Here is an 18,966-nt window from a genome sequence, read left to right as displayed (position 1 = left end):
GGGTCAGGGGGTCAGCGCCGGTTCCTTCTCCACCGTCGGCGTGGGCTCCGCTTCCGTGCCGCCATCCGTGCCGCCGTCCGCGCCCGCGCCCTCCAGGTGCTGCTTCGGGCGTGCCGGCAGCGCGAACATCACCAGGAAGATGACCACCAGTACCGCCGCCACCCACCACAGCGAGTTCTGGAACGCGTCCGTGAACGCCTTTCCCACTCCGCTCGGCGCGAGGCGTTCCTCGTCGATCGAGCCGAAGAAGACCACCGACACCAGCGCCAGGCCCAGCGCCGTACCCATCTGCTGGACCGTGCTGATCAGCCCCGACGCCGAACCCGCGTGCTCACGCGGTACGTCCGACAGCACCGCGTCCGTCAGCGGCGCCACGATCAGGCCCATGCCGACGCCCATCACGACGAGCGGCAGCGCCATCTGCCACGGCTGGATCCCGGTGCCGTACCGCCCGGCCTCCCAGATGTAGAGCAGCAGACCGGCCGCCATCATCAGCGCGCCTGCCTGGAGTACCTTCCGACCGAAGAGCGGGACCAGCTTCTGCACGGACACCCCCGCCGCGACCGACACCGCGATCGAGAACGGGACGCCCGTCAGACCCGCGCGCAGCGGGCTCCAGCCCAGACCGATCTGCATGTACAGCGTCCAGACCAGGAAGAACACCCCGAGCACCACCCCGAAGACCAGCTGTACGCCGATACCGGCGGCGAAGGACTTCACCTGGAACAGCGAGAGTTCGACGAGCGGCGAACCGTCCTTGCGCGTCTTGTGCTTCTCGTACGCCACGAACACGCCGAACACGACCAGGCTGCCCGCCATGCACACATAGCCCCACAGCGGCCAGTCCAGCTCGCGGCCGCGCGTCAGCGGGTAGATCAGCATCAGCAGCGCGGTGGTGACGAGCACGACACCGATCAGGTCGAGCCGGAGCGCCTGCGGCGCGCGGGATTCGCTGATGAACTTGCGGCCGAGGATCAGACCCGCGATGCCCACCGGAAGGTTGATCAGGAAGATCGGCCGCCATTCGAGCCCGAACAGGTTCCACTCGGTCAGCAGCGCGCCGAGCAGCGGACCGGAGACCGCGCCCAGGCCGACGATCGCGCCGAACAGGCCGAAGACCTTGCCCCGTTCATGCGCCGGGAACGTCGTGTGGACGATCGCCAGCACCTGCGGCACCATCAGGGCGGCGGCCGCGCCCTGGAACAGACGGGCGGCGACCAGCATCTCCGGGTTCGCCGCGAATCCGCAGAGCGCCGAGGCGAGTGTGAAGCTCGTGATGCCGATCAGGAAGAGTCGCCTGCGGCCGTAGATGTCGCCCAGCCTGCCGCCGGTGATCAGTCCGGCGGCGAACGCGAGCGCGTAGCCCGCGGTGATCCACTGGATCGAGCCGAAGGACGCGTCCAGCGTGCGCTCGATGCTCGGGATCGCGATGTTGACGATGGTGACGTCCACCAGATCCATGAAGGCGGCGGTCATGATGACCGCGAGCGCGATCCAGCGGCGGCGGTCCGCGATGTCGACGGGGGCGCCAGGGGCGCCGGAGGCGCCGGGATTCTCAGGGGGGCCAGGGGTGTAGCCCGTAGTGCCTGTGGCGCCTGTGTTACCTGTGTTGCCTGTGATGTTCACAGGGTCTGTGGTGCTCAGGGTTTCTGTGGTGTCGGTATCGGGTGCCGGTGGCTGTGAGGTCATGCGAGGAAAGTAGGGCCCGTATAGGTCAGCTCATGTCCTAATTGACGGGCATCCTGAGCACCATGACCGACACTCCGGCACGACTCCTGAATCTGCTCTCCCTGCTGCAGACCCCGCGCGAGTGGCCGGGGAGCGAGCTGGCCGAGCGCCTTCAGGTGAGCTCGCGGACCATTCGGCGTGACATCGACCGGCTGCGGGATCTCGGGTATCCCGTCGAGGCGACGAAGGGGGCGATCGGGGGGTACCGGCTCGTCGCCGGCACCGCGATGCCGCCTCTCCTCCTCGACGACGAGGAAGCCGTCGCGATCGCGGTCGGCCTGCGGGCGGGCGCGGGGCACGCGATCGAGGGCATCGAGGAGGCGTCCGTACGGGCCCTGGCCAAGCTGGAGCAGGTCCTTCCGTCCCGGCTCCGGCACCGGGTGACCGCCCTCCAGGCCGCGACTGTTCCGCTGACCCAGGGCGACGGCGCGACGATCGATCCACAGACACTGACCACGATCGCGGGGGCGGCGAGTGGGCGGGAGCGGCTGCGCTTCGGGTACGAGGCGGGTGACGGTTCACCGAGCAAGCGGCTGGTGGAGCCGTACCGGCTGGTGTCGACCGGGCGGCGGTGGTATCTCGTGGCGTACGACATGACGCGGGAGGACTGGCGGACGTTCCGGGTGGACCGGGTGTCGGAGCCGTTCGCGACGGGGGCGCGGTTCGCTCCGAGGGAGTTGCCGACCGGGAGTGCGGCGGAGCTTCTGGGCGCGACGATGTCGCCGAGGCGGAGGCCGGAGCACGAACTGGATGTCGCCTTCGACGCGCCTGCGATGTTTGTGGCGGCGAGGCTGCCCGGTTCGCTGGGCCCGCCGGTGCCGACGGGCGAGTCGACCTGCCGGCTGCGGGTCCGCTCCCTCGATTCCCTGGAGTGGCTGGCCCTCCGACTGGCCCTGGTGGACTGCGAGTTTACGGTGCATGGGCCGGAGGCGCTGGTGTCGTACATGGGGGGCTTGGGGGCGAGGTTGACGCGGTCGGTGGGAGGGGGTGGGGGGTGAGGGGTGAGGGGGGCGCGGGGCGCGGGGCGCGGGGCGCTTGGCCGCGCGGGGGGGGCGGGGTCTTGTTGGGTGCGGGTTGCCTGCGGGCGCGGTGGTGCGGGGCCTTGTTCAGTTCGGGTTGCCTGCTGCCGCAAGGGGCGCGGGCGCTTGTCCCGTTCGGGTCCGGGGGTCCTCCGGGCTCGACTCCTCGGGGTCGGCGGCATACAGGCACCTTGGTCAGGAACCCCGAACTTGCCGCCGATCCCCTGCGGGGACGACCCTGCACACCCCCTCCCAGAGGGACACGGGAACGCCCCGCCCCAGGGTTCGCCGGAAACGCGAAACTCGGGCCCTCGGGGCGCCTGCCGTCGCGAGTGGTGCGGGGACTCGTGCGGTGCGGGTTACCTGCCGTCGCAGGGGGTGCGGGAACTTGTCGAGTGCGGGTTGCCTGCTGCCGCCGGTGGTGCGGGGTCTCGTGCGGTGCGGGTTACCTGCTGCCGCCGGTGGTGCGGGGGCTTGTTCGGTGCGGGTTGCCTGCGGGCGCGGTGGTGCGGGGACTTGTTCGGTGCGGGTTGCTTGCTGCCGCGAGGGGCGCGGGGGCTTGTTCGGTGCGGGTTCGGGGGTCCTCCGGGCTCGACTCCTCGGGGTCGGCGGCGTACAGGCGCCTTGGTCAGGAACCCCGGACTTGCCGCCGATCCCCTGCGGGGACGACCCTGCACACCCCCTGCTGGGGGGAGACAAGAACGGCCCGCTCTCGGGGGTTACCGGAAACGCGGAACTCGGGCCCCCGGGGTGAGGCAGGCACACCTCGTGCGGGCGCTCGTACAGTGCGGGGTGCCTGCCGCCGCAAGTGGTGCGGGGGCTCGTGGGATGTGGGGGTGCCCGCTGCCGCGAGAGGGGCGGGGCGGGTTGCTTGCTGCCGCACGGGGGCGGGGGTTCGTGTGGTGTGGGGGAAGGAGGACCCCGGGGCCGGGGGGAGGGCCCCGGGGTCCGTATGGGGAGGTCAGGCGGCTTCGTCGAAGCCGGTGTCCCTGGCCATGCGCTTCAGTTCGAGGAGCGCGTGCTTTTCGATCTGGCGGATGCGCTCGCGGGTGAGGCCGTGTTCCTTGCCCACCTCGGTGAGGGTCCGCTCGCGGCCGTCCACGATGCCGTAGCGCATGCGGATGATGGAGGCCGTGCGCTGGTCGAGCTTGCCGATCAGGTCGTCCAGGCCCTCGCTGCGGAGCAGGGTGAGGACGGACTGCTCGGGAGAGACGGCGGAGGTGTCCTCGAGGAGGTCGCCGAACTGGGTCTCGCCGGCGTCGTCCACGGCCATGTTGAGGCTGACCGGGTCACGGGCCCAGTCGAGGACGTCGATGACGCGCTCGGGGTTGGAGCCCAGCTCCTCCGCGATCTCGGCGGGCTCCGGCTCGCGGCCCCGCTCGCGGTTGAACTCGCGCTGCACACGGCGGATGCGGCCCAGCTCCTCGACCAGGTGGACGGGGAGGCGGATCGTGCGGGACTGGTCCGCTATGGAGCGGGTGATCGCCTGACGGATCCACCAGGTCGCGTACGTCGAGAACTTGAAGCCCTTCGCGTAGTCGAACTTCTCGACCGCGCGCACCAGGCCCGCGTTGCCCTCCTGGATCAGGTCGAGGAGGGGCAGGCCGCTGCGCGGATAGCGCCGGGCCACGGCCACGACGAGGCGGAGGTTCGACCGGATGAAGATGTCCTTGGCACGCTCGCCCTCCGCGACGAGGGCTTCCAGCTCCTCGCGCGAGGCTCCTCCGGCGTCGCTCTCGACTTCCTTTTCGAGGATCTGCCGGGCATACACCCCGGCCTCGATGGTCTGGGACAGTTCCACTTCTTTCGCGGCGTCCAGGAGTGGCGTACGCGCGATCTCGTCGAGGTACATGCCGACCAGGTCGCGGTCGGCGATTTCCCCGCCCACTGCGCGAACGCTGCTGCCCCGGCCGGTAGTCCTCGAGGTCTCGGACTGGCGACGGGCGACGGCACGGGTTGCCATGCGAGCTCCCTTACTGAGTAGGTCGCGACACCCTCTCGGGTGCCCTGCATCCGATGGAATCAACGATTGCAATCCGGACAGAATTCCCGTGCAGCGCCACAATTTTTCTGATCTTGCAGTACCCTGTCCGCCCGCAGCAGATGGGCACATGCCGGAGGCACGTACGGAGGGGGAGGTCGGACCGGGCATAGAAGCCGGTCCAGCGGCGCTGGTGTCGCCCTAGGACCACGATGTCCGTGCGACGACCGTCACCTTCGGCGCAACCCCCGTACCTCCTGAACGACGCCCCCCACGGTTGCGTTCCCAACCCTGAAGACGACCCTCACCGCCGTCTGGTTGCTCGGGATGCCGTGCCGCCGCGGCCGCGCGGGCAGCACCGGCAGTCGCACGCAGGCATCACCGACAGTCCGCCGAGGGGACAGTCCGCTGAGGGGACGGTCCGCTACAGACCTGCCCGGGGTTCGGTACCGCGTATCGGGCGGTTCGGAGCCGGGCGGCAGGCGGCCGTCGCCCGCTGGAAGAGGCTCAGCCGAACTGCACCGAGCGTTTCGCCAGACCCATCCAGAAGCCGTCGATCACACTCCGGCCGTTGTCGAGTTCGTCCTGAGACGCTCCCAGGGTCACGAAGAGAGGAGCGAAGTGCTCTGTCCGCGGATGGGCCAGCCGCCCTGCGGGGGACTTGTTCTCGAAGTCCAGCAGCGCGTCCACATCGGCCGCCGCCAGCGCCCGCGATCCCCAGTCGTCGAACTCCGCCGACCAGCCGGGAATCCCTCCCTGGCGCAGCGCGGCCAGATTGTGGGTGAAGAAGCCGCTGCCGACGATCAGCACGCCCTCGTCCCGCAGCGGGGCGAGCTTGCGGCCGATCTCCATCAGCTTCCGCGGATCGAGGGTGGGCATGGAGATCTGCAGTACGGGGATGTCGGCCGCCGGGAACATCTCCGCGAGCGGGACATACGCGCCATGGTCGAGGCCACGGTCCTCGATGTCCTGCACGGGGGTGCCGGCGCCGCGCAGCATCTTGCGTACGGAGTCGGCGAGCGCGGGAGCGCCCGGCGCCGCGTACCGCACCTCGTAGTAGTGCCGCGGGAAGCCCCAGAAGTCGTACACCAGCGGCACGGTCTCGGTCGCGCCCAGTGCGAGCGGGGCCTCCTCCCAGTGGGCCGAGACCATCAGGATCGCCTTGGGGCGCGGCAGGTCCGCGGACCACGCGGCGAGCTGGCCGGGCCAGACCGGGTCGTCGGCCAGCGGCGGAGCGCCGTGCGAGAGATAGAGGGCGGGCATGCGTTCAACGGCGGGGGTGGTCATGAGGAGGACTCCGGTCTACTTGAATATTCAAGCTCTTGGAAAGAGTACGTCCATTTAGTTCAACTTTCAAGAAAGAGTCGTAGGGTAGGGGTATGAACAGGGCATCTTCGGGCGGAGGCGGGCGCGTGCCGCGCTGGCTCACCGATGACGAGCAGCGGGTCTGGCGCGCCTATCTCCATGCCACCAGGCTCTTGGACGACCATCTCGACCGCCAGTTGCAACGCGATGCCGGCATGCCGCACATCTATTACGGTCTGCTCGTCCAGCTCTCCCAGGCCCCGCACCGCCGTATGCGGATGACCGAGCTGGCCATCGACGCCAAGATCACCCGGTCCCGGCTCTCGCACGCCGTCGCCCGGCTGGAGAAGAACGGCTGGGTACGGCGTGAGGATTGCTCCTCCGACAAGCGCGGGCAGAACGCCGTGCTGACGGACGAGGGATACGAAGTGCTGAGGGAAGCCGCGCCCGAGCATGTCGAGGCGGTACGGCAGGCCATGTTCGACCGGCTCACTCCCGAGCAGGTGGAGCAGCTCGGCGAGATCATGCGGATCATGGCGGAGGGGCTTCAGCCGCAGGACTCGGGAGCGGATCTTCCCTGGCTCAGATGACGCCCCTCGGGCTCCACCCCATGGACTCCGACCCTTGGACTCCGGCCCTTGGACTCCGGCACGTCTGGTCCCGCGCATGGACTCCGGCTCGTCTGTTCCCGCTCCGCGCTGTTTCTGTTCCTGTTTCTGTTCCCGTGTCCGGGTCGGTGGCTCCGGCTCGGCAGGCTCTGGCTCCGCCCTGTTCCCGTGCCTGTTCCCGTGCCTGTTCCCGTTTCTGTTCCTGTGTCTGGCTCAGTATCTCCGTGTTCGTGTCCGGGGCGGTGTGGCCGGCTCCGCTTGTCCGGGCAGTACATCCCGGCTCCGCGTCCGTGTCCGGCTCGCCGTGGCCGGGTGACCGGGTGGTCGGGTGACCGGGTGCCTATGTCCGGTCGGTGCGTCCGGCTCTGTATGTCCCGTTCCGGCTCCGTCGTCGCCCTGCGCCCGTGATGCCCTCGTGCGCCGCCCGGACGCCCGGACCCCGACGCGAAGGGGCCCCGCCCGGATCCGATGCGATCCGGGCGGGGCCCCTTCCCCGCGATCCCTTCGCGTGACAGGCGCCGGCGCTGTCAGTGCGCCACGACGGGGACCTTCATATCCGTGTCCGTGCCGTCACCGGACGCCGAACCCGGTGAGCCGGCGCCCGGCCGTCCCGCGTTGACGAGCGTGGCGGCGATCAGCGTGGCGAGGGCCAGGATGCCGACCGCCCACCAGATCGCGGATGAGAAGCCGTGCACCATGCCCTCGAGTTCCAAGAGCTTCGGGTCGGTCGCCGTCGCCGCGCGGGCGGTGATGTACGAGGTGGTCGCCGAGGCCGCGATCGTGTTCAGCAGCGCCGTGCCGATCGCGCCGCCCACCTGCTGCGAGGTGTTGACCATCGCGGAGGCGACCCCCGCGTCGGTCGGCTTCACCCCGTGCGTGGCGAGAGCCATGGCCGGCATGAACGCCGTACCCATACCGAGGCCGAGCAGCAGCTGCGCGGGCATGACCAGACCGGCGTACGAGCTGCCGATCTCCAGCTGCGTCAGCATCAGCATGCCGACCGCCGCGACCAGGAAGCCGGGCGCCATCAGCATCCGCGGAGGCACACGGGTCATCAGCCGGGTGCCGATCTGCGTCGAGCCGGCGATCATGCCGACGACCATCGGCATGAAGGCGAAGCCCGTCTTGACCGGGGAATACCCCTTCACGACCTGGAGGTAGAACGTCAGGAACAGGAACAGTCCGAACATCCCGATGACGGCGAGACCCAGCGAGAGATAGACACCTCCGCGGTTGCGGTCGGTCACCACACGCAGGGGCAGGAGCGGGGCCTCGACCACGGTCTCGGTGATCACGAACGCGGCCAGCAGGACGGCGGAAGCGACGAACATGCCGATCGTCAGACCGTCCGTCCAGCCCTCGGACTCGGCACGGGTGAAGCCGTACACCAGCGCCACCAGACCGAGCGTCGACAGGATGACACCGGGGATGTCCAGCGGGGAGCGGTTGCGCGAGCCCTTGGGCTCATGGATCACCAAGTACGCGCCGATGGCGGCGACGGCGGCGAAGGGGATGTTGACGTAGAAGGTCCAGCGCCAGTTCAGGTACTCGGTGAGGAATCCACCGAGTATCAGGCCAACCGCGCCGCCACCGCCCGCGATCGCGCCGTAGATGCCGAACGCCTTGGCGCGCTCCTTGGCATCGGTGAACATCACCGCGAGCAGGGAGAGCGCGGCGGGCGCGAGCAGCGCGCCGAAGACGCCCTGGAGGGCGCGGGCGCCGAGCATCATGGCCTCGCCGTTGGCCGCGCCGCCGAGCGCGGAGGCCGCGGCGAAGCCGATGAGGCCGACCACGAAGGCGCGCTTGCGGCCCCAGAGGTCGGAGATCCGGCCGCCGAAGAGGAGGAGCCCGCCGAACGCCAGCGCGTAGGCCGTGATGACCCACTGGCGGTTTCCGTCGGAGATTCCCAGGTCCTGCTGGGCCGTGGGGAGCGCGATGTTCACGATCGTCGCGTCGAGGACCACCATCAGCTGGGCGATGGCGACGAAGGTCAGTGCCTTCCAACGCTGGGGATCAGGTGCGGCTGTATCGGGAGCCGCGCCTGCTGTTTTTGGCATGGAGATAGCCACCTAACGGTACGAAGAGATCATCAAGCGTCTGTCGGTCTGAGGAGTCGGCGCTCCGCTGCCCCGCCGCGGTCTGTCCGGTGCAGCTCTGGGGATACGTCACCACCGTGTCATCGCCGCTGCCTGAACAGCCGGGGATCTGGCCCCGGCTTCGGCGTGAACGGCCATGGGGTCGGGTCAGTGGGGTTCGGTCAGTGGGGTTGTTCGGTCAGTGGGATCGGTTCAATGGGTTCGAAGATCCTCCAGAGTCATCGCCCTGCCCGGCAGTTCGGAGCGCGCGGGCGCTTCGAGGCCGTCCAGGAACAGTTGGAGATGGCGGTGCGCGAATCGGTCGGTGCTCAAACGTCTGCTGCCGGGGAGGGGCCGGGTGAGCTGCGAGAGGGCGACCATCAGATCGCCGACGGCGACGTCTGCGCGCATCCGGCCCGCCGCCTGCGCCCTCTCGATCAGAGCCACCACCCGCTCCTCCAGACGCGTGCGCTCGGCGATCAGGTCCGGGTGATCCCTGTCGAAGGTGCCGGAGATCATCGCGCAGAGCGCGCCGGCCCGTTCGTCGGCCGCCGCGTGCACGAAGCGCCGTACCGCGTCGAAGGGGTCCGCGTTCTCGGCCGCCGCCCGTCTTGCCTGGTCGCAGGTGCGGGAGAGGACGGAGACGACCACCTCGTGGACGAGGGCGGGACGGTCGGGGAAGTGGCGGTACAGCGTCGCGTTGCCGACGCCCGCGCGGCGGGCGATCTCGTCGAACGGGACATCGGGACCGAACTCCACGAACATCTCCCTCGCCGCCGACACGATCCGCTCCCGGTTCCGCAGGGCGTCCGCCCTCGGGCGCGGGGCGCGGCGCCCGACGCCGGCCGGGCACTCCCGCGCGAACTCCGCCGCGGATGCGGTGGTCGCCGTGGTGCCGGTCGGCATGGTGCCAGTCGCCGTGGTGCCGGTCGGCATGGTGCCAGTCGCCGCGGTGGTCGTGACGCCGACGGCTGTGGTGGCTGTGACGCCGGCGGATGCGGCGGCTCCCGCGCCGACTGCCTTGGCGGTGGGGATCACGGCTCCACTTCCCTTCCTGTCCTCGTCCGTCCTCGTGCGTACCCGTCCTGGTCCGTACCTGTCCCGGTCCATTGGTTGAACCGGGGACTACTTCCCCGTTTCAACGGCGACACGAGTTCAAACGGGGAGGTGCTCCCCGGTTATTTCCCGCAGAAGATGTGATCTGCGCCACATTTCGCCAGCCGGGGATTCACGGGCCATGTCCCCCGAACGGCCCTGTTCCGCGCGCGTCCCGACGACACCCACCACAGGCTGATCGGACGGAGCGCAGCCAGGGGCCGGCCTGCTGCCACGGAGCCCCGAGGCGGTCGCATGGAACACGCGCGCCACCGGATACCGCGCCACCGGATACCCAGCCCCGGCCGAATAGCGAGGAGCCGGGGATCACGCCGTATGGCCGGACTCGCGGCTCTCGCCGCCCTGGCTCTCGCCGCCCTGACCACGGCCAGCGACACGCTCCCCCCTCCCACGCGCGCCGCGGCCGGACCCGTGTCCTCTCCCGGAAAGGTCGGCGTCGGCCCATGCCGCCTCCCCACGACACTGGGCATCCAGATGTCCGAGGGCCTGCCCACCCCGCCCGGTTACTCCCCCTCCGTCGGTGAGGTCCGCGCCCTCAATCTGATGATCGACTTCCACGACGCGGTCGGCGAGGGAACGGCGGAGGACCGGCTCGCCGAGTTCTTCCCGCAGACCTCGGACTGGTTCAGGACCAGTTCGTACGGACGCCTCAGTTACCAGCCCTTCGCACCCGTCACCGAGTGGCTGCGGATGCCGCTGCCCTTCGCCGAGTACGGGATCGAGCGCGGCTCTCCGTATGAGCCCAGCTATCGCAAGCTCGTCGAGGACCTCGTGACGGTGGCCGACCCGAAGGTGGACTTCAGCGAGTACGACCTGGTCAATGTACTCGTCACCCCCAACGCGGGGCCGTCCGCGCTGGACACCGTGCTCTCCGTGACGTTCTCCGGCAATGTCGAAGCACCGGTCGCCGACGGTGTTCCGCTGGCCAACACGTCCTTCGTCTACAGCCGCCAGGACGACGGCTCGGGGTCGTACGCCGAGACCGGTTACCGGGTGCTGCCCCACGAGAACGGCCATGTCTTCGGGCTGCCCGACCTGTACACCGCCGAGGGCGGCGGCGCGGTGGGCCACTGGGACGTCATGTCCGAGGACTGGGGGGCCAACAACGACCTCCTCGGCTGGCACAAGTGGAAGCTGGGCTGGCTGGACTCCGAACAGATCAACTGCGTCTCCGCCTCCGGCACCGCCGAGTACGTCCTGACTCCGCTGGCGGACGCGGGCGGCTCGAAGATGGTGATCGTGCCGGTGACCGCCGATACCGGGTACGCGGTCGAGGTGCGCACCCAGGCGGGCAACGACGACGCCGTGTGCCGGCCCGGTGTGCTGGTCTACCGCGTGCAGTCCAACGTGGACACCGGGCACGGGCCGGTGAAGGTCGAGGACAGCCACCTCGACAGCGGGGGCTGCACCCGTCGGCCCAATGTGCACGCCGAGTTGTCGGACGCGCCGTACAAGCCGGGAGAGTCGTTCAGGGACAGCGAGAGCGGCGTGCACATAGCGGTGGTGTCGGAGCACCAGGGCGTCTACAAGGTCCGCGTCACCCGCCCCTGAGCCCGCGCCGCCCCTGCCGGCTGCGTGGCCGCGCGGCTGTCCATGTTCCCGCGCGGGCGCCGGGCCGTGTTCCCGAGCCCGTCGCCCGGCCGCTGGTCGCGCGTCGCCCGGCCCGTGCTCCCGAGCCTGCGCCGGGCCGTCAGTCGCTCGGGCCCTCGGCCCGCTCGCCCTCGGTCCGCCCGTCCTCGGTCCGCCCGTCCTCGGCCCGCCCGCCCTCGGTCCGGTCGACCACGCTCACCAGGCCGTCCCGGAGTGTCGCGCGATCGCCCGTCCTGAACCAGCCGTCCGGGGTGAAGACCCCGGCCGTCGCCTTGTCGTCGCGCCAGTAGCCGCGCGCGAGTGACTGACCACGCAGCCACAGCTCGCCGGGCTCGCCCTCGGGCAGTTCCTCGCCGTGCGGGCCGGTGACCCGGACCTCGACGGCGGGCGCGGGCCGGCCCGCGCTGTCGGGGTGCGCCCGGTACGCGTCGCCCGAGTGCGCGAGGACTTCGCCGCTGGTCTCGGTGAGTCCGTAGCCGGTACGGGGTTCGATCCGGCCGCCGTAGCGGGCGGTGAGACGCGCGAGGAGACCGGGTGGGGCCGCGGCCCCACCCGTGCCGAGGTGGGTGAGCGAGTCGAGCCGCGCGCCGCCGCGCTCGGCGGCGTCCAGCAGATCGAGCGCGGTGGCCGGGCTGCCGGAGTACTGGGTGACCTGGTACTTCTCGATCAGCGAGAGCGCCGTCGCCGCGTCCCATGTCCGCATCAGGACCAGTGTGCCGCCCGCGGCCATCGTCGCGTACAGGGTCGTGAACGCGGCCACCCGGAAGAACGGGAACGCCGTCAGCACGACCGGCGCGGGCCCCTGACCGGGCAGTTCGCCGCGCGCGAGGGCCGCCGCGGCGGAGTGGAAGCGGGGGTGGACGGCCGCGCCCGCCTGGGCGAGCTGGGTGGCCACCGCGCCCTTGGGGCGGCCGGTGGTGCCGGAGGTGTAGATGATCGTGGAGTCGTCCTCGGCCGCCACCTCGACGGCGGGCGGGGCGGTGTACGGGTCGGCGGCCTCGAAGTCCTCGTACCGCTCGACTCCGGAAGTGATCTCCCCGTCGTGGTGGAAGACGACGACCCGCGCGCCGACCCGCTTGCGCCAGCCGTCGACCCTCGGCAGCCGCTCGCCGTCGGCCAACAGCACCCGCGGGGTGCTGTCGTCCAGCGCGTACTCCATCTCCTCCCCGGTCCAGGAGGCGTCGAGCGGTACGGCGACGAGCCCGGCCAGCTGGGCGGCCCAGAAGGCGATCTGCCACTCGGGGTGGTTGCCCATCGCGATGCCCGCGCGTTCGCCCGACCGCAGCCCGTACTCCTCCACGAGGCGGCGGGCGAGGGCGCAGGCGGAGGCGAAGAACTCGCGGTAGGTGAGCGTGCCGCTCTCGGCGATCAGAAACGGCCGGTCGCCGAAGGCCCAGGTCGCCTCGGCGAACTCCTTGAGCGTGCGCGGCGCGTCGGCGTACAGCGGCCCGCCGTCCTCCCCGCGTACGACGGCGAAGGGCGCGCCGGGCGCGGTGAGGGCCGTTTCGAGGCGTCGGGGCGTTTCGGAGTGTCGGTCCGTTTCCGGGTGTCGGGACGGTCGGTCCGTCTCGGAGTGTCGGGCCGGTCGGTCCGTCTCGGGGCGTCGGGGCGTTTCGGGGTGCGGCACGGTCGCCCTCTCCAAGCGTTCGCTCAGTACGACCCGGCGAAGGTATGCCGCACCCCCGTGGGCGTCAAGCTCCGGTGGCCGGAGCCTTCACCTCCAGCAGCTGGGTCTTGTGAGAGGCGCGGGGCAGGCTGCCCGCGTCCACCACCGTGACCTGCGGGCGGATGCTCAGCCGCTGGTGCATGGCGGCGGCGAAGGAGTCCGCGAGGCCGTCGTAACGGTCCGGCGCGGTGCCGGGTCCGGCCTCGATCGTCACGCGCAGCGGCGGTACGACCCTGGGCGGCGGCTGGTCGAGGACGATGCGCAGTTCGCCGGAGAGATCGGGCACGAAGGAGGCCGCCACGTCCTTGACCGCGCTGGGGTAGACCTTGACGCCCTTGACGATGAGCAGGTCGTCCACGCGGCCGATCACCTTGATGCGCTCGCCCTCGCGCCCGCAGGCACAGGGCTCGGTGAAGACCTGGTACATGTCCCCGACGGAGTAGCGGAACGGCGGCGCGGCCTGCCAGCGCAGCGCGGTCTTCACCCGTTCGCCGACCGCGCCGTCGGTGAGCGGGACGCGCTCCTTGGTGGTCGGGTCGACGAGCTGGGTCGTCACGGCGTGATCGGCCCCGAGGACGTGCATGCCCTGGTAGTCGTCGGCGTCGCAGGAGACGTTGATGACGCCGTGGACTCCGCCGAGGACGTCGTGCACCGCCGCGCCGCCCCAGCCCTCGGAGAGTTTGCGCCGTACGGCGGGCAGGCCGGCTCCCGGTTCGCCCGCGCAGAGCAGCACCTCGATGCCGAGGTCGGCGGCGGGGCGGCCGAGCACCTCGGGCGCACGCTCGATCAGATGCTCGGCGTAGCTCGGGGTGCAGGCCAGCACGCGGGGGCGCATGATGCCGATCAGCCGGAGCAGCTTGACCGTGCCGGACTCCGCGCCGACGGGGACGGTCCGCATCCCGGCCGCCTCCAGGGCGCGTACGAGGGGCACTCCCGCCAGATACATCGACAGCCCGAAGCCGACGACGGCGCAGTCGCCCGGCCGCATGCCGATGAAACGGAAGGCCCGCTCCCAGGTCGAGTCGGTGAGCGCCGCGTCGGCCTTGGTGGAGGCGTACAGGATCGGGGTGCCGGTGGTGCCCGAGGTGGAGCTGACGGAGACGACGTCCTCGACGTCGGCGCACAGGAAGTCGCCGAAGGGGTGGCCGTCGACTTCGAGGGAACGTTCCTGCAAGGTGCGGTGCTCAGCGGGCTTGAGGAAGATCGGCAGCTCGTCGAGGTCCGCGATGGTGCGTACGCGGGCCGGGTCGACGCCGAGTTCCCGGAACCGGCGGCGGTAGAAGGGGCTGCGCAGGTTGTACGCGATCTGGTCGCGCAGCAGGGCGTCCCGGTCGGTGGTGTCACTGCTCATGATCGGCTCCTGCTCCTTCGCCGCGGGCGGCTCCCTGGACGTGTGCGGCTTCCTGGCCGTGTACGGCTCGGTCTTCGCGTGCGGTTCCTTCGCCGTGTGCGGCTCCGTGGCCGTGTGCGGTTCCCTCCTCGCGTACGGCTTCCAGGGCGGCGGCGACGGCGGGCACCGCCGCGACCAGGCGGGGGATCCCGACGATCACGGCGAGCGCCTCGAACACCCCCCACACGTCCCCTTCGGAGAGGCCCAGCTCACGGGCGCGTACGACATGGACGTGGAACGCCTCCCCCGGCGCGCCGACCGCCAGGAGCGCGGCGAGGGTGACCATCTCGACTTGCGCGGGCGGCAGTCCGGACAGCGACTGGAGCCCGACCCTGGCCTGCCGCAGGAGCGGCAGCGCTTCGGGGTGGTGGGCGAACAGCGGCGCGAGCGCGTCGGGCACCCGGATGGGTGCGGCTTCCGACCGAGGGGCGGCGGGACCGTCCGGCGCCGAATCCACGGCCGCCCGGTCTTCGGGGTCCGCCGCCTGCGCCGGGCCGGGGCGGGCGGCCGGCGCGGGTGTTTCGCGGTCCGTCACCGGTCCCCCTCCCCCGGCGCGTGACCAGCCTCCGCCGAAGCGTCCCGCGCGAAGTGCGCGACCACGCTCTCCGCGGCCCTGCGGCGGAGTTCGGTCAGGGCCTCTTCGGAGTAGAACGCGACATGCGGGGTGAGGATCACATCGTCCCGGCCGCGCAGCGCGCTGTCCGCCGCGAGGGGCTCGGCGTCGAAGACGTCCATCGCGGCCCCCGCGAGCTGCCCGCTGTCCAGGGCGGCGATGACCGCGTCGGGATCGATGACCTGTCCCCGGCCGGTGTTGACGAGGATCGCGCCGGGGCGCAGCGAGGCGAGGGCTTCCGCGTCGACGCAGCGGCGGGTCTCGTCGGTGAGCGGCAGGTGTACGGAGACGATGTCGGCCCCGCTGACGCTGTCGGTCACCTCCAGCCCGAGCGCGGCCCAGCGGCGGCCGACCTCGCGGCCGATGCGGCCGCGGCCGAGTACGGCCACCCGTGAACCGGCGAGACGGCGCACGGGAAGCGTGGCCGGTCGGGTGCCCCAGGAGCCGGAGCGCAGGAGGGCGTCGTACTGGGGCAGCCGCCGCCACAGGGCGAGGGCCATCGCGAGCGAGTGGGTGGCGACCTCGTCCACGCAGTAGTCGGGGACGCGTGTGACCTCGATGCCGAGTCCGGCGCAGACGGCGGTGTCGATGTTGTCGAGCCCCGCGCCGAGCCGGGCCACGATCCGCAGCTCCGGGGAGCTGCGGATGACGCGTTCGGTGACGGAGGCGAAGCAGGTCAGGATGGCGTCCGCGCCGCGGGCCGCCGCCGTGAGGGTCTCCTCGTCGGCGGCCGGTGCGAGTTCCACCGTGCATCCGGCGGCCTCCAGCACCGCGCGCTCAACGGAGTCGTCGGGCCAGGCGATGTCGGTGATCAGGACCCGTCGGCGGGCCGGTGCGCCGGCGTTCATCGGGGCCATCCGGCGTAACGGACGCCGTCGAGGGCCTCGATCTCCAGCAGTCGGTTGTACTTCGCGAGTCGTTCGGAACGCATGATCGAGCCTATCTTGATCTGTTCGGCGTTCCAGCCGACGGCGAGGTCGGCGATCACATCGTCCTCGGTGTCTCCCGAGCGGGCGGAGACGACGGTGGCGTATCCGAGCCGCCGGGCGGTGGCGACGGTGGTGGCGGCGCGGCCGAGGGTGCCGATCTGGTTGGGCTTGACGAGGACGGTGTTGGCCACGCCGAGTCCGGCGGCCTTCTCCAGCCGCTGGGCCGAGGTGGCGAACAGGTCGTCGCCGACGAGCTGGAGATGGCCCAGTCTCTTGGTGACGTCCGCCCAGCCGTCCCAGTCGTCGTCGCCGAGGGGGTCCTCGACGGAGACGATCGGATAGCGGGAGCACCAGCCTTCGAGGGTGGCCAGGAACTCCTCGGGCCGTTCGATCTGGGTGGCGGCGACGTCGATGGCGATGCCGACGGGTTCGCCGACGTCCTCGATGGCGCGGGCGAGGAGGTCGAGGGGTTCGGCGTCGTCGCCCGCGAGGACGGCGAGGCCGCCTTCGTCGGCGACCAGCCGGGACATCAGGGTGCCGTGCCGTTCCTCGGTGAGCCGGGCGGCCTGGCGGCGGACCCGCCAGACGACCTCCATGGCGGCGGCGAAGGTGGTGGCCGCGAGGGGAACCGCCAGGAAGTCCTGGACGCGTACCCCGCCCTCGGCGTGCCGGCCGCCGGAGAAGATATTGACCATCGGGCACGGCACGCTGTACTCGCCGTCGCCGGCGAGGTGGCGCCACAGGGGCTGCCCGGCCGCCGCGGCGGCGGCACGGGCGGCGGCCAGGGAGACGGCGAGGGTGACGTTCGACGGCCCGTCGAGGTGGCCGGGCCCGTCGAGGTGGGCGTCCACCTCGCCGACGGGCATCGAGACGAGTTCGGCGGCCACGTTCGTACGGATGCGGTCGACGGCGTCACGGACGCCGAGCCCGCCGTACCGGGGGCCGCCGTCGCGCAGATCGGCCACCTCGAAACGGCCGACGGACGCCCCGGTGGGGACGAGCGCGCGGCCCTCGTGGCCGCTCTCCAGGGTGACCACGCAGCCCACCGTGGGATGGGCGCGGGAGTCCAGGGCCTCCCAGGCGCGTACGGCGGTCACGGCGGGTCCGTTGTTCGCGGACGGGTTCACGGACGGGTTCACGGCGGTGTTCGCCACGGGGTTCACCACGGCTGTCCCTCACCTTCGAAGAGCAGTGCGCGGCCCCGCGCGTCGATGAGCGCGCGGGACGCGGGGTCCAGGTATTCCAGTCGCGACTGGCCGTGTACGCGGGCCAGCAGCAGCGCGCCGAGCAGCCGGGAGAGCCAGTCGTCGTCGAGTTCCGGGCACGCGTGGCGCACGGTCGCCGCGGCGCTGTGGAAGTCGGCGCTCCGCTCGGGCAGATGGGCGGCCTTGGCCAGCAGATGGGTCATCAGGAAGGCGGGGTCGAACGCGGGGTCTCCCGCGTGCACGACCTCCCAGTCCAGGACCGTGACGGTCGGGGCGCCGCCCGTCCGCTCCACCAGGATGTTCTTGGGCGACAGATCGCCGTGGACGAGGTGGGTGCGGGTGGCGGAGAGCCGGTCCACGACGTCGTGCATCGCCGTACGCAGGGACGGTTCGGCGTGGGCGGCGGACAGGAAGTACGGGACGAGCCGCAGCCGGTGGAACCGCCCATGCCCGTCCATGCCGTCGACGGGCATCTCCCGTACGGTCCGCAGGGCGTCCGCGACCCGGTCCACCACGAGGAAGTCGACCGTTCCGTCGAGGAGTTCGCGCTTCCAGGAGTGGCCGTGGACGAAGGGCTGGACGAGTACGTGGTGGCGCTCGTCGACATGGACGGGCGCGGGGGCCAGCGGTCCGGCCATCCGCAGGGCGGCCGCCTCGGCGAGGACCCGGCCGGTGCCGGCCTGCCAGTCGAAGGGGACGTCGAGCTTGCGCTTGGGCCGTTTGACGATCAGATCGCCGATCCGGACGACGTCGGCGGAGACCCCGCCGGGCAGCGTCTCGCGCTCGTCCCCCCGCGGGATGAGTCCGCGCGTACGGAGGTAGCGCCCCCATTCCTCCGCGTCGCCGGCGGATTCGGGGCGGGGCGGGGGCGCGGGCAGATCGGGGTCGGCGAACCAGGAGGGTCCGGCGGGAGGACGCCACAGGCCCGGTTCGGGCACTCCGGCCGCCGCTCTCGCCCGTGCGGCGACGGTGGCCACCGTGACGAATTCCACATCGGGCGTCTCGGCGAGGGTGTCCACGACCCGGCGGAGGGCGTCGAACCGGTCGTCCTCCAGACCGCTGGCGCCGGGATGGGCGATCAGCACGGTGAGCCGGTCGGGCCGCTCGCGGGCCTGGTCGACGAGGTCGAGCCAGCGCTGGACGAGCGTGTCGGGGTCGGCGGGCGACTCCTCGTTGAGCACGTACTGCCAGTAGTCCACGGAGGGCCAGACGAAGGGGACGTTCACCACCCCGTCCGCGTGGACGGTCGGCGCGTCCCGGTCGCCCTCGCCGGGCAGGATCGAGCTGTCCTCGAAGATCCCGACCTCGGCGAGAAGCGCGAGGTCACCGGGGGCGAGGATGCCTCCGGGGGCGCGGAAGCCGGGGCGGGCGCAGCCGGCGAGGCGCAGGGCGGCGGTCCCGTCGTGCAGGATCAGCCGGCGCTGCTCGGCGTCGAGGCTCGTCCAGCGTTCGTGGACCCAGCCGTGCAGGCCGACGTCATGGCCGCGGGAGAGCAGCGCGTTCACGGCGGCCGGGTGGTGCAGGGCGCTCCAGCCCTCGACGTAGAAGGTGGCGGGCACCCCCTGGCTGTCGAGCAGTTCGAGGATGCGCGGGAACGCGGCCTCCAGGTCCCGGCGGTGGGCGTCGGGGCGGCTGCGGCGGCCCTGACCGACCTCCTGCCCCCCTCCCATGTGGTCGAAGGTGAGGCAGACAGACACCGGGCGGGAGTCGTTGGCGCTCACGTCACCCCCTCGGGGATATG

Annotated in this window: 14 protein-coding genes; 3 read left to right on the top strand and 11 right to left on the bottom strand. The window is 71.4% G+C overall.

The window, feature by feature from the left end; all coding sequences use genetic code 11:
• Nucleotides 1-3 precede the first annotated feature (3 nt).
• Nucleotides 4-1,476, bottom strand: coding sequence for an MFS transporter (locus ACWEFL_RS25945; protein WP_451716966.1), 1,473 nt, complete (start codon nt 1,474-1,476; stop codon nt 4-6).
• Between the two features lie 275 nt (nt 1,477-1,751).
• Between ACWEFL_RS25945 and ACWEFL_RS25940 the strand changes: the two genes are divergently transcribed.
• Nucleotides 1,752-2,726: a helix-turn-helix transcriptional regulator gene (locus ACWEFL_RS25940; protein WP_451716860.1), complete on the top strand. Its 975-nt coding sequence runs from the start codon at nt 1,752-1,754 to the stop codon at nt 2,724-2,726.
• Between the two features lie 982 nt (nt 2,727-3,708).
• Here the strand turns inward: ACWEFL_RS25940 and ACWEFL_RS25935 are convergent.
• Together ACWEFL_RS25935 and ACWEFL_RS25930 are read right to left on the bottom strand one after the other, a co-directional pair.
• Nucleotides 3,709-4,710: a sigma-70 family RNA polymerase sigma factor gene (locus ACWEFL_RS25935; protein ID WP_451716858.1), complete on the bottom strand. Its 1,002-nt coding sequence runs from the start codon at nt 4,708-4,710 to the stop codon at nt 3,709-3,711.
• 525 nt (nt 4,711-5,235) lie between these two features.
• Nucleotides 5,236-6,015 carry a dioxygenase family protein gene (locus ACWEFL_RS25930; RefSeq protein WP_451716856.1) on the bottom strand — a complete coding sequence of 260 codons (780 nt, stop codon included), beginning with the start codon at nt 6,013-6,015 and terminating at the stop codon, nt 5,236-5,238.
• 92 nt (nt 6,016-6,107) lie between these two features.
• Here ACWEFL_RS25930 and ACWEFL_RS25925 point away from each other — a divergent pair, with 92 nt between their 5' ends.
• Entirely contained in the window at nt 6,108-6,623 is a 516-nt protein-coding gene (locus ACWEFL_RS25925; protein ID WP_451716854.1) for a MarR family winged helix-turn-helix transcriptional regulator, read from the top strand.
• 545 nt (nt 6,624-7,168) lie between these two features.
• Here ACWEFL_RS25925 and ACWEFL_RS25920 read toward each other — a convergent pair.
• Both ACWEFL_RS25920 and ACWEFL_RS25915 read right to left on the bottom strand, forming a co-directional pair.
• Nucleotides 7,169-8,698, bottom strand: a complete 1,530-nt coding sequence (locus ACWEFL_RS25920; protein WP_451716852.1) for an MFS transporter — start codon at nt 8,696-8,698, stop codon at nt 7,169-7,171.
• A gap of 231 nt (nt 8,699-8,929) precedes the next feature.
• On the bottom strand, nt 8,930-9,622 hold the full coding sequence (locus ACWEFL_RS25915) for a TetR/AcrR family transcriptional regulator (protein ID WP_451716964.1): 693 nt from the start codon (nt 9,620-9,622) through the stop codon (nt 8,930-8,932).
• Nucleotides 9,623-10,066: 444 nt separating this feature from the next.
• Here ACWEFL_RS25915 and ACWEFL_RS25910 point away from each other — a divergent pair, with 444 nt between their 5' ends.
• Nucleotides 10,067-11,383, top strand: coding sequence for a M6 family metalloprotease domain-containing protein (locus ACWEFL_RS25910; protein ID WP_451716851.1), 1,317 nt, complete (start codon nt 10,067-10,069; stop codon nt 11,381-11,383).
• A gap of 139 nt (nt 11,384-11,522) precedes the next feature.
• Here ACWEFL_RS25910 and ACWEFL_RS25905 read toward each other — a convergent pair whose 3' ends face one another.
• From ACWEFL_RS25905 to ACWEFL_RS25880, 6 genes are all read right to left on the bottom strand, one after another.
• Complete coding sequence (locus ACWEFL_RS25905; RefSeq protein WP_451716849.1) at nt 11,523-13,049, bottom strand: class I adenylate-forming enzyme family protein; 1,527 nt, start codon at nt 13,047-13,049, stop codon at nt 11,523-11,525.
• Nucleotides 13,050-13,113: 64 nt separating this feature from the next.
• Complete coding sequence (locus ACWEFL_RS25900; RefSeq protein ID WP_451716847.1) at nt 13,114-14,439, bottom strand: phenylacetate--CoA ligase family protein; 1,326 nt, start codon at nt 14,437-14,439, stop codon at nt 13,114-13,116.
• Nucleotides 14,429-15,013, bottom strand: a complete 585-nt coding sequence (locus tag ACWEFL_RS25895) for a carboxymuconolactone decarboxylase family protein (protein WP_451716845.1) — start codon at nt 15,011-15,013, stop codon at nt 14,429-14,431. Before ACWEFL_RS25895 ends, ACWEFL_RS25900 begins: the two co-directional genes overlap by 11 nt.
• A complete protein-coding gene (locus ACWEFL_RS25890; protein WP_451716843.1) occupies nt 15,010-15,948 on the bottom strand; it encodes a C-terminal binding protein in 939 nt (312 codons plus the stop codon). Before ACWEFL_RS25890 ends, ACWEFL_RS25895 begins: the two co-directional genes overlap by 4 nt.
• Nucleotides 15,936-17,186, bottom strand: a complete 1,251-nt coding sequence (gene eno, locus ACWEFL_RS25885) for a phosphopyruvate hydratase (protein ID WP_451716842.1) — start codon at nt 17,184-17,186, stop codon at nt 15,936-15,938. The genes ACWEFL_RS25890 and eno overlap by 13 nt, the downstream gene beginning before the upstream one ends.
• Nucleotides 17,180-18,946 (bottom strand): phosphotransferase, encoded by a 1,767-nt coding sequence (locus tag ACWEFL_RS25880; RefSeq protein WP_451716841.1) that lies wholly within the window; start codon nt 18,944-18,946, stop codon nt 17,180-17,182. The genes eno and ACWEFL_RS25880 overlap by 7 nt, the downstream gene beginning before the upstream one ends.
• Nucleotides 18,947-18,966: the final 20 nt, after the last annotated feature.

The sequence above is a fragment of the Streptomyces sp. NPDC004838 genome, from assembly GCF_053600955.1.
This window is presented reverse-complemented; position numbering and strand designations above follow the sequence as displayed.

Excerpts from the sequence above, each read along its gene's own strand:
- ACWEFL_RS25945 (WP_451716966.1), bottom strand. The coding sequence starts at position 1,476 with ATGACCGCCGCCTTCATGGATCTGGTGGACGTCACCATCGTCAACATC.
- ACWEFL_RS25910 (WP_451716851.1), top strand. The coding sequence starts at position 10,067 with ATGGAACACGCGCGCCACCGGATACCGCGCCACCGGATACCCAGCCCC.
- ACWEFL_RS25930 (WP_451716856.1), bottom strand. The coding sequence starts at position 6,015 with ATGACCACCCCCGCCGTTGAACGCATGCCCGCCCTCTATCTCTCGCAC.
- ACWEFL_RS25925 (WP_451716854.1), top strand. The coding sequence starts at position 6,108 with ATGAACAGGGCATCTTCGGGCGGAGGCGGGCGCGTGCCGCGCTGGCTC.
- ACWEFL_RS25915 (WP_451716964.1), bottom strand. The coding sequence starts at position 9,622 with ATGCCGACCGGCACCACGGCGACCACCGCATCCGCGGCGGAGTTCGCG.
- ACWEFL_RS25940 (WP_451716860.1), top strand. The coding sequence starts at position 1,752 with ATGACCGACACTCCGGCACGACTCCTGAATCTGCTCTCCCTGCTGCAG.
- ACWEFL_RS25890 (WP_451716843.1), bottom strand. The coding sequence starts at position 15,948 with ATGGCCCCGATGAACGCCGGCGCACCGGCCCGCCGACGGGTCCTGATC.
- ACWEFL_RS25900 (WP_451716847.1), bottom strand. The coding sequence starts at position 14,439 with ATGAGCAGTGACACCACCGACCGGGACGCCCTGCTGCGCGACCAGATC.
- ACWEFL_RS25935 (WP_451716858.1), bottom strand. The coding sequence starts at position 4,710 with ATGGCAACCCGTGCCGTCGCCCGTCGCCAGTCCGAGACCTCGAGGACT.
- ACWEFL_RS25920 (WP_451716852.1), bottom strand. The coding sequence starts at position 8,698 with ATGCCAAAAACAGCAGGCGCGGCTCCCGATACAGCCGCACCTGATCCC.